Annotated in this window: 10 protein-coding genes; 4 read left to right on the top strand and 6 right to left on the bottom strand. The window is 74.0% G+C overall.

The genetic code is table 11. The annotated features are described in order from the left end of the window. Nucleotides 1-123 precede the first annotated feature (123 nt). From MNY62_RS12420 to MNY62_RS12410, 3 genes are all read right to left on the bottom strand, one after another. The gene (locus tag MNY62_RS12420) at nt 124-2238 is read right to left on the bottom strand and encodes a GAF domain-containing sensor histidine kinase (RefSeq protein ID WP_242344513.1); all 2115 of its coding nucleotides are present in this window, start codon (nt 2236-2238) and stop codon (nt 124-126) included. 182 nt (nt 2239-2420) lie between these two features. Next, nucleotides 2421-3074 (bottom strand): response regulator, encoded by a 654-nt coding sequence (locus MNY62_RS12415; protein WP_242344512.1) that lies wholly within the window; start codon nt 3072-3074, stop codon nt 2421-2423. 215 nt (nt 3075-3289) lie between these two features. Further along, on the bottom strand, nt 3290-5077 hold the full coding sequence (locus MNY62_RS12410; protein WP_242344511.1) for an adenosylcobalamin-dependent ribonucleoside-diphosphate reductase: 1788 nt from the start codon (nt 5075-5077) through the stop codon (nt 3290-3292). 161 nt (nt 5078-5238) lie between these two features. On the opposite strand from MNY62_RS12410, the gene MNY62_RS12405 reads away from it, so the two are divergent. Together MNY62_RS12405 and MNY62_RS12400 are read left to right on the top strand one after the other, a co-directional pair. Beyond that, the gene (locus MNY62_RS12405) at nt 5239-5424 is read left to right on the top strand and encodes a hypothetical protein (protein WP_011985696.1); all 186 of its coding nucleotides are present in this window, start codon (nt 5239-5241) and stop codon (nt 5422-5424) included. A 120-nt stretch (nt 5425-5544) separates the two neighbouring features. Beyond that, on the top strand, nt 5545-6237 hold the full coding sequence (locus MNY62_RS12400; protein WP_242344510.1) for a hypothetical protein: 693 nt from the start codon (nt 5545-5547) through the stop codon (nt 6235-6237). 328 nt (nt 6238-6565) lie between these two features. Here MNY62_RS12400 and MNY62_RS12395 read toward each other — a convergent pair whose 3' ends face one another. Both MNY62_RS12395 and MNY62_RS12390 read right to left on the bottom strand, forming a co-directional pair. Further along, the gene (locus MNY62_RS12395; protein WP_242344509.1) at nt 6566-7357 is read right to left on the bottom strand and encodes a PHP-associated domain-containing protein; all 792 of its coding nucleotides are present in this window, start codon (nt 7355-7357) and stop codon (nt 6566-6568) included. A 63-nt stretch (nt 7358-7420) separates the two neighbouring features. Continuing rightward, nucleotides 7421-7681: a hypothetical protein gene (locus tag MNY62_RS12390; RefSeq protein WP_242344508.1), complete on the bottom strand. Its 261-nt coding sequence runs from the start codon at nt 7679-7681 to the stop codon at nt 7421-7423. A 200-nt stretch (nt 7682-7881) separates the two neighbouring features. Here MNY62_RS12390 and MNY62_RS12385 point away from each other — a divergent pair, with 200 nt between their 5' ends. Then, the gene (locus MNY62_RS12385; RefSeq protein ID WP_242344507.1) at nt 7882-8076 is read left to right on the top strand and encodes a hypothetical protein; all 195 of its coding nucleotides are present in this window, start codon (nt 7882-7884) and stop codon (nt 8074-8076) included. Here the strand turns inward: MNY62_RS12385 and MNY62_RS12380 are convergent. After that, on the bottom strand, nt 8073-8288 hold the full coding sequence (locus MNY62_RS12380; protein WP_408629083.1) for a twin-arginine translocase TatA/TatE family subunit: 216 nt from the start codon (nt 8286-8288) through the stop codon (nt 8073-8075). The genes MNY62_RS12385 and MNY62_RS12380 overlap by 4 nt on opposite strands. Nucleotides 8289-8549: 261 nt before the next feature. Between MNY62_RS12380 and truD the strand changes: the two genes are divergently transcribed. Continuing rightward, on the top strand, nt 8550-9842 hold a 1293-nt coding region (gene truD / locus MNY62_RS12375), incomplete at its 3' end, for a tRNA pseudouridine(13) synthase TruD (protein WP_242344505.1).

The following is a 9842-nucleotide window of genomic DNA, read 5'->3' as shown; positions in this document are numbered from 1 at the left end:
GCCGGGGCGACACCGCGATCGCGGCGAAGCCGCCCGCGGTGGCGCACGGGACCCGGCGAGCAGGGGTGGGGCCCCGACGAGCTCTGCTCGGCGGGGCGGGGGCGCAGCCCCCGTCAGAACAGTTTAGGGGATTCGCGCAGGCACAGTGGCGCGGATCTCGGTCCCGTCCGCGCCGCCCACGATCCGCAGCGTGCCGCCGAGCTGGCGGATCCGCTCGCGCATCCCCCCCACGCCCACCCCGACGAGCGACCCGGGACCGAGCTGGATGCCCCGCCCCTGGTCGCGGATCACGAGCACCACCTCGCCCTCCCCCTGCGAGAGGGACACCTGCGCGGAAGGGCTGCCGGAGTGGCGCTGGACGTTCGCCAGCGACTCCTGGACCACCCGGAACAGCGCGAGCTCCGTCTCCGGGGCGAGCCGCTCGACTCCCTCGGACCGGAACACCACGTCGATCCCGCTGCGCGCCGCGAAGCCGCGGATGAACCAGTCGAGCGCCGGGACGAGCCCGGTCACGTCCAGCATCGGCGGGTGCAGCACGTGCGACACCGTGCGCAGGTCCTGCAGCACCGTCCGGCAGAGCGCCTCGCACTCCTCCAGCGAGCGGAGGACCTCCGGGTCCTGGACGCGTCCCCGCGCCCGGGCGACCTCGAGCGACATCGCGAACACCTGCTGGGCGACGCCGTCGTGCAGCTCGCGCGCGATGCGCCGCCGCTCGCTGTCCTGCACGTGCAGGATCTGGCCGGTGAGCGCGTGGAGCCGCTCCTCGGCCTGCTTGAGCTCCGTGACCTCCTCGTGCGCGAACACGAGCCGGGTGGCGGCGCCCTGGCCGAACCGCGTGATCCGGAGCTGGAACCAGTGCGGCCGCTGCGCGCCGTGGCAGGGGTACTCGAGGCGGAAGTCGTCGCCGCGCGCCGCCGCGAGCGCGCGGATGGCGGCGTTCACGGCGGCGGCCTCCGCGCAGCCGTTCGCGGCCGCCGCGGCGCACTCGGCGGAGTAGCTCGCGCCGAGCGCGTGGCGCGGCATCGCGAGCCCGTTCTCTTCCGCGAAGCGCCGCCAGGCGGCGTTCACCGCGAGGAGGGTCCCTCCCGCGTCGGTGATCGCGACGTGCGCCGAGAGCGCGTCGATCGTCGACTGGAGGAGATCCCGCGACGCGAGCGCGCCGACCTCGCTCGCGCGCATCTCCTCCGCGTCGCGGGCCCGCGCGATCGCCCCGCCGACCACGTCCCCGACGATGAGCGCGTGCGCGAGGGCGGGCACAGGCCACGCGTGCGGCCGCCCGCACGAGAAGGCGAGCCAGCCGAGGGCGCGATCGCCGGCGCGGAGCGGGATGGCCGCGAGCGCCTCCGCGCCGAGCGCCCGCAGGTGAAGGCGATCCGCCTCCGCGGCCGGGGGGAGCTCGTCGAGCGAGCGCAGCGCGTACGGGCGGTGCTCGCGGAGGTGCCGCTCGAGGATCGGCCCGAGCCAGGGCTTCTCTTCTCGCGCGCCGTGGTCCGGGAGCCCGGCGCCGGCGGGCCAGGACGCGAGCCGGCGGGTCCCGGCGCCCTCCTCCAGGAGCCACGCTGACGCGCGGTCCGCCTCGAGCACCCCCGCGGTGAGCCGCAGCGCAAGGACGACGCCCTCCATGACGCGCTCGGACGGCAGATCCATGAAGCCCGAGGAGACCTCGAGCGCGAGGGCCTGCAGCCGGACCTGCTCGTCGCGCTCCCGCTCCGCCCGGAGCCGCAGGAGCGCGGCCGCGAGGAGCGTCGTGAGTCGGCGGGCATCCTCGATGACCGCCTGCCCCCAGGGGCGCGTCCGCGAGAGGGTCACGAACCCGGCCCAGCCGAGGATCGGGTGCCCGGCGCACACGAGCGGCACGAAGAGCGCCGCGCGGATGCCGCTCTCCCGCGCGATCCGGCGCTCCGCGACGGCCGACGCGGGCAGATCGTCCGGGGACGACAGCGCGACGACCCTGCCCGCCTGGATCTCGGCGCGGATCCACGGTGCGTCGAGCCGCTCGCCCGCCGGCGGGATGCCGGGGGCCGCCCAGGCCCGCTCGAGCGCCAGGCTCTGCTCGTGGCCCAGGAGGAAGACCGCCCCGCGCTCCGCGCCCACGTGCAGGACCGCCTGCCGGAGGACGGCGTCCACCGCCCCGTCGAGCTCGGCGGCGCTCACCGCGAGGAGCTGCTCCGCCGCCGCGGCGATCGGGTCGACCTGGCGCACGGCGCCCGTCGACGGCAGGTCGGTGTCGGAGCGCATCGAGATCTTCTACGCAGGGTCCGGGCGCAGCGCGCGCCCCGTCCGGAGCCGTCCGCGCGCGCCCGCTGCCCGCCTCCGGCGGTGCCGGTGCCTCCTCGGCGGCACGGCGCGGGCGTCCGGCCGCCGCCGCCCGCTCCTTCGCGACCCGGAGACGAGAGCCTGTCCGCGGGCGTCGCGGTCCGTCACGGCGCGACGATGCCGTTGCGGATCGCGTAGTGAACGAGGTCCACGATCGAGCCCGCACCGAGCTTCCGCATCACGTTCGCCCGGTGCGTCTCGACCGTCTTGGCGCTGATGGAGAGCCGCTCGCCGACCTCGCGGTTCGACTCGCCCTGCGCGAGCAGCCGCAGCACCTCGCGCTCGCGCTGGGTGAGGGAGGTCATGCGACCTCCGCGGGACACCGCGGCGTTCCGGATGCCGTCCGCGGCCGGAGCACCCGCCGGGCGCTCCGCCGCGCGCGAGGTGAAGTACGGGGTGTGGTGCGACAGGGCGTCGATGGCGTCCACGAGGTGCCTGGCGGCGTCCTCCTTGAGGACGTACGCGCGGGCGCCGGCGCTGACCGCCTGATCGAGGAGCTGATCCGAGTCGTGCACGGTGAGGAGGACGACCTCGGTGTCGGGCACCGACGAGCGGATCTCGCGCGTCGCCTCGAGCCCGTTCATGTCGGGCATGGCGACGTCGAGCACGACGACGTCCGGGCGAAGCTCCTGCGCGAGACGTACGGCGTCGCGCCCGTTCGAGGCTTCGCCGCAGACGGTCCAGCCCGGGTGCGACTCGACGAGCGCACGAACGCCGCGCCGCACCACCTCGTGATCATCCGCGACGATCGCTCTCATCGGGGACCTCCATGACGGCGACTTCTCCCGACGTCCGGCACTCTCTGTAATGTCGGAAGGATGCCCCCACCACTCCCGCGACGACGTGACGCGTCGTCGCGTGACGCTCGTGCGAGCGAGGCCTCCCTCCCCGCGGCGCGCCGGGAACGACGCGGCGAGCAGCGCGGCCGGACGGACCCGATCGGCGCGAGCGCGCGTCGCCCGCCGGCTTCACCTCACTCGGTCGTCTCGCAGCTCGCCCAGCCGCAGTGACCGCAGGTCATGCAGCCGCCGGTGCGCGTCAGGGCGGACGCGCACTGCGGGCACTCCTCGCCGTTCCGCGTGGCCCCGCTCGTGAGCACCTGCCGCTCGCGCGAGCCGTCGCGGTACACGGTGATCCCCTTGCAGCCCAGCTCGAACGCGAGCGCGTACGAGCGGGCCACGTCGCCGACGACGGCGTCGCGGGGCAGGTTGATCGTCTTCGACACGCCGTTGTCGGTGCGGCGCTGGAAGGCCGCCTGCATCCGGACGTGCACCTCGGGCGGGACGTCGTGGGCGGTGGCGAAGAGCCGCGCGACCGCGTCCGGCACGCCCGCGATGCCGCGCGCGCGCCCCGCCGCGCGCACCGTGGAGATCGCGGCGTCGGCGCCCGCCTCGTGGAGGGCCCGCGCGACGAGCGGATGCTCCTCTCGGAGCTCGGAGTCGTCGAGCGCCCGCCGGACGTAGGCGAGCGCGAACAGAGGCTCGATGCCGGAGGAGCAGCCCGCGATGAGCGCGAGCGTGCCGGTCGGCGCGATGGTCGTGACGGTCGCGTTCCGGCGTGGCGGCCGGCCGTCGTGCGCGAGCGCGCTCGAGGGGTACCCGGGGAACGCGCCCCGCTCGCGCGCGAGCGCCTCGCTCGCGGCGTGCGCCTCGCGCTGCACGAAGCCCATGACCTCGTCGGCGAGCGCGAGCGCCTCGGGCGCGTCGTAGGGCGTCCCGAGCCGGACGAGCAGGTCCGCCCAGCCCATCACGCCGAGCCCGACCTTCCGGTTGCGGTGCGAGATCTCCGCGATCTGCGGCAGGGGCCAGACGTTGACGTCGAGCACGTCGTCGAGGAAGCGCACGCCGTCGCGCACGCACGCGCCGAGCGCGTCCCAGTCCACCCGTCCCCCCCGCTCGAAGCGGCCGAGGTTCACGGAGCCGAGCGTGCACGCCTCGAACGGCAGGAGCGGCTGCTCGCCGCACGGGTTCACCGCCTCGAAGTGCCCGAGGTCAGGGGTCGGGTTCGCCGCCTCGACGCGGTCGAGGAAGACGAGCCCGGGCTCGCCGGACTCCCAGGCGGCCTCCGCGATCCGGTCGAGCAGCGCGCGCGCGTCGATCGTCCGCACCACCGCGCCGCTCCTCGGATGGCGGAGCTTCCACGGCTCGCCGCGCGACGCGGCGTGGAACAGCGCGTCCGGCACGGCGACCGAGAGGTTGAAGTTCTCCAGGCCGTGGCCGCGCTTCGCGTCCACGAACTCGACGACGTCCGGGTGGGAGGCCGAGAGGACCGCCATGTTCGCCCCGCGCCGCACGCCGCCCTGCTTGATGATCTCGGTCGCGGCGTCGTAGACGCGCATGAACGACACGGGGCCGCTCGCGACGCCGTGCGTGGTCTTCACCACGTCGCCGCGCGGCCGGAGGCGCGAGAACGCGAAGCCGGTGCCACCGCCGGACTGGTGGATGAGCGCCGCCCACTTGAGCGCGTCGAAGATCGCGGCGAGGTCGTCCTCCACCGGCAGGACGAAGCACGCGGCGAGCTGGCCGTGCGACCGGCCCGCGTTCATGAGGGTGGGCGAGTTGGGCAGGAACTCGAGCGCCGCCATGCGGGCCTCGAACCGCTCGGCGGCTCGATCGCGCTCCGCCGGTGGCTCCGCCGCCGCGACCGCCCGGGCGACGCGCCGGAACATCGCGTCGGGCGTCTCCACCACGGCGCCGTGCTCGTCGCGGAGGAGGTAGCGGCGCTCGAGGACGTGGAGAGCGTTGTCGGAGAGCCGCGCCATGGGTTGGAGCGTAACGGGGAGCGCTCGCCGGCGCCCGCGCCACGGAGCGCCCGCCGGCGCGCCCGGTGCGTCGGCGGGCGAAGGTTATGCGCGCGCGCCCTTGCCCCGCAGAGGGCCCACCCTCAGCTTTGGCCCATCCTCAGGAGGACAGGGAGTCGCACATGCCGGACCGGGACAAGGGACAGCGCCGCGCGAGCGGCAACATGACGGTGCGCGAGGCGGGCCGCCTCGGCGGAGAGGCGCGCAAGGAGCAGCTCGGCTCGAAGGGCTACTCGGAGCTGGGCCACAAGGGCGGACAGCGCGTCCGCGAGCTCATCGAGGAAGGGAAGAACGCCGAGCGGAAGTAGGACCCGGGTGCGAGCGCGCGGAGTCGTCCAGCCGCAGCCTGACCCGATCGGCCTCGGGCCATCCTGAGCGCCGGCAGAGCCTCGCTTGTGTGCCGGCCGGGGCTCTGCGAAGAATGGTTCATGCGACGCGCTCACCTCCTCATCCCCGCCCTCCTCGCGCTCGCGGCCTGTGCGCCGCACGCAGCCATCACCGATGCGGAGCGAACCCGCGTCCACCAGGAGCTCGACGGCCAGCAGCGCTACCTGCGCGTCGCTGCCTACGTCGCACCGTTCTGGGGCGACCGCTCCAAGATGCTGCTCACCGATCAGGCACCGGCCGAGCTCGACGTGATCGAGACGACCGGCGGGACGGCCATCGCCCCGCCCACGCCCGAGCGGATCCTGCCGCCCGGAACGGCGGTCCGCCTGCGCGAGGTGGAGTTCCCCACCGGATGGCTCATCGCGCGCCGCGTGGTGATGACGCCGCGCTACAGCCCGTGGGTCTACGTCGAGACCGCAGGCGAGACGCGGCCGCTCGTCGTCGTCCTCCCGCAGACCGCCGCGAACTACGCCGACGTGCGCGCCGAGGTCGAGCAGATCCTCTCCGTCGACGACCCCTCCTCGTTCTTCCGGAACCTCCCCCAGGACCAGCGCGCCGCGATCCTCAAGAAGGAGCCGATCGAGGGAATGAGCCCGCGCGCGCTCGAGATGGCGTGGGGCCTCCCGGAGAAGAAGCGCATCGACCGCCCCGCCGGGACCGAGGAGTGGTCGTGGGCGGGCGGCAAGCGTCGCGCGTTCCTGCAGGATGACCGGCTGGTGCGCTGGGAACGGTAGCCTACGGCGCACGATCCCGGCCTGCGCCGGGCGGACTCGTCGCTCCGCTGCTCGGCGTACGGAAGCAGTACGCCTGCGCTGCTCCGCTCCTCTTGCGCCCGGCTCGGCTCGGGCTTGTGCGCCTGCGGGTGGCTTCTACTGGCCCCTCCACGAGCGCACGATCCCGGCCTGCGCCGGGGCGGACTCGTCGCTCCGCTGCTCGGCATACCCCCGGTCCGTTCATCCCGAGCGTAGGTCCCGCGCAGCGGGACCGCGGGACTGCTCTGCGCTGCTCCGCTCCTCTTGCGCCCGGCTCGGCTCGAGCTCGCTCGTGCACCTGCGGGTGGCTCTACCGGCGGCCGCCACGGTCGCGACGGCCGCCACCGCCACGGCCCCCGCCGCCTTCGCGGTGCCCACCGTGGACGTGACCGCCGCCGCGGTGGCCGTGACCGCCTCGGTCGTCGCGCCGCTCGCGCCGGTCGCCCGCGGACGATGACGCGGGCTGCGGCGTCACGCCCATCGCGACGCAGAAGACGGTCCCGGCCTTGAGCTGCGCCACGAGGTCGGCCTCGCTCGCCACCGGATCGCGGAACAGCGTCGCCGCCTTGCCGATCTCCTCCAGCGAGCCGTGCGCGCCGGACGCCCCGGTGCACGGCAGGCTCATGTGGTCCGCCGCCTCGACCGCGAGGTCGTTCGCGGCGGCCGGCACGCGCGCGTTCAGCCCCTCGATCGCGGCGAGCCCCTCGAGCGTGAAGATGAAGTCCCCGCTCGGCCGGTCGATCGTCTTGTCGTAGGGATGCGCCGCCACGGCGACGCCGCCGAGCGCGCGCACCTTCGCGAGCACGTCGCGCACCGGCCACGGCGTCGCGGACCCGAACGCCTGCGGCGGGGCCGGGACCCTGGACGGGTCGGGGAAGAAGCAGAGGTAGTGGCCGTGATCGGTCGAGACCTCGACGCCCACGAGCGCGAGCAGCCCCTCGTCGCGGCCCGCGGCCCGGATCTCCTCGAGGCCGTCGAGCGTGTTCAGGTCCGTGAACGCCACGCCGTCGAGCCCGGCCTGCTTCGCGCGGCGGAGCGCGTCGCGCGGCGCGAGCGTGCCGCCGCGGGAGTGGTGGCTGTGGACGTGAAGATCGATGAGCATGGCGCCCCCGGCCTCTGCTGGGCCGTCGCGTGCTTAGCACGGGGCGCGGGAGCTTGAGAAGGATCAGGCGAGCGCGATGGCCTGCTCGTGGCGGTGCTCGCGGCGGTCCTCGGCGGCGCGGATGAGATAGCCCATCAACATGAGGCTCGAGGTGTTCTCGAGGACCTTCTCGGGATCGCGGGAGATGAGGCTCGCGCTGTAGGAGAGGAAGAACTGGGCGAGGTCCTCCCCCGCCTCGCGCACGATGAGTGCGTTCAGCTCCGAGGGATCCATCGTCCGGATCCGGTTGATGAACTCGACCGCGAAGCCCTTCTTCGGCCGCATGACTCCTCCGCTCGGCTGAACCTAGGGACGCGGAAACCGCCGGGCAAAAGCCGCGGCGGGGTCGCGGACCCCAAAAACCGTGAGGAGACATCGAGTGTTATCGGCGCCGCAGGTTTGACAGTGCAAAATGCGTCGGCAATACTTTTTCGGGTCGGTCGCGCCGCGAAGGGGCGAGGCGGGTCAGAGAACGGGAGAGCGCGATGCAGGAGTTCACCGGGGTGAAGGTCTTCTCCGCGACCAAGGCGAAGGAGCGCGAGGAGCTCGGCGAGACCGTCACGCGCTGGCTGCGCTCGAACGCCGACCTCGAGGTCGTCGACCGCGTCGTCACCCAGTCGAGCGACGACGAGTTCCACTGCCTTTCGATCATCCTCTTCTTCCGGCAGAAGACGGCCTAGCGCTCGTCGCGTCCGTCCCCGCCGCCCGGCCCGAGCTCGCGCGGGGGCGCCTTCCCGGCCTTCTCCCCGCCCGCGGCCACCCCGTCGCCGGTCACCGCGCCCTTCAGGCTGCGCAGCGCCTTGCCGAGCCCCTCCCCGAGCGCCGGGAGGCGGCTCGCGCCGAAGAACAGCAGCACGATGAAGAGGACGACGAGAAGCTCTCCCATGCCCATCCGGACCTCATTTCCCGGGGGCTGCGCCCCCGCCCCGCCGAGCGGAGCTCCGCGCGCTCGGGCGCGCGTCCGATCGACGCCCCACCCCGTCAGCCGGGTCGCGTGCGCCACCGCGGGCGGGCTTCGCCGCTATCGCGGTGTCGCCCCGGCGGGCTCGCTTTGCTCGCCGCGGGGGTCGAACCGGGTCCATACACCCGGTCAGGGGAGCCGCGCCACCCCCTCCACCGCACCCCGGCGGTCGTTCCGTGGTAGGGAGCGCGCATGAAGCTCAAGCAGAAGCCGGAGGACTTCCAGGTCTCGGAGTCGTGGCGCTTCGACGAGGACCCGCAGGGCGCCCACTTCGTGTACCTCATGGACAAGCAGAAGCTCTCCACGTTCGACGCGGTCGAGCGGATCTGCAGGCAGTTCAAGATCCCGCGCGCGGCGGTGAGCTTCTGCGGCCTCAAGGACAAGCAGGGGCGCACGACGCAGCTCATCGCGATCCACCGGCGCGACATCGAGCTGCAGGATCCCGATCTCCGCCTGAAGCCGCTCGGCCGGAGCCGTCAGCCGCTCTCGGCGGCGAACACGACGTCGAACCGCTTCGCGGTGACCGTCCGCGATCTCTCCGAGGACGACGTCGCCCGCCTCACGGCGTCCATCGCGGAGGTCCGCCGCCTCGGCGTCGTGAACTACTTCGACTCGCAGCGGTTCGGTGCGCTGAAGCACGGCCAGGGCTTCATCGTGAAGGACCTCATGCGCGGCGAGTTCGAGGTCGCGCTCCGGAACGTCCTCGCGCGCCCGAGCGAGCTCGACGCGTCCGACGACGCGCGGGTGAAGGCGTTCTGGAAGGAGTACTGGGGCGAGTGGGATCGCAGGAACCCCTACCCCGGCGCCGAGCGGTACGAGGCGGTCGTGCGGTGGCTGCGCAAGAACCCCGGCGACTACCGGGGCGCGCTCCTGCGGACCGAGCCGCGCTGGCGCGCGCTCCAGGTGTTCGCCTACCAGAGCTGGCTCTGGAACGAGGGCGTGAAGCAGTACCTGAAGGACGTCGTCGGGATGCCGCACCTCGTGTCCATCCGCTACCAGGCGGGCTCGCTCCTGTTCCCGCGCGAGCTCGACGCGTCGCAGGCGCGCCTGCTCCACGAGCGAACCTTCCCTCTCCTCGCCCCCGGGACGAAGTTCTCCGATCCGGCCCTCGAGAAGGCCGCGCTGTCGGTGCTCCGCCGCGAGGGGCAGACGCCCTCGGACCTCGCCGTGCCCGGCACGCCCGAGATCCACTTCGACCCGGAGGAGCGCCCGATCCTGGTGTTCCCCGGCCGGCTCGCCATCGGCGAGGCGAGGCGGGACGAGCTGAACCGAGGTCGCCTGAGGGTGAACGTGGCGTTCACGTTGCCGCCCGGCGCGTACGCGACGCTCGTCGTGAAGCGGCTCTTCCACTGGACCCTCGCGCCGAAGCGCGAGACCGAGGCGCGCCTCGCGCGCGCCGAGGCGGAGAGGGCCGCCGCCGCGCCGTCCTCCGCCGCCGCTGCCCCCGGTCGCCGCGCCGCCCCAGCGCGCGCCGGCGCCCCTGCC

Source organism: Anaeromyxobacter terrae, from assembly GCF_022690685.1.
GTDB lineage: Bacteria > Myxococcota > Myxococcia > Myxococcales > Anaeromyxobacteraceae > Anaeromyxobacter > Anaeromyxobacter terrae.
The sequence above is the reverse complement of the archived record's forward strand: the minus strand, read 5'-3'. Positions and strand labels throughout refer to the sequence as shown.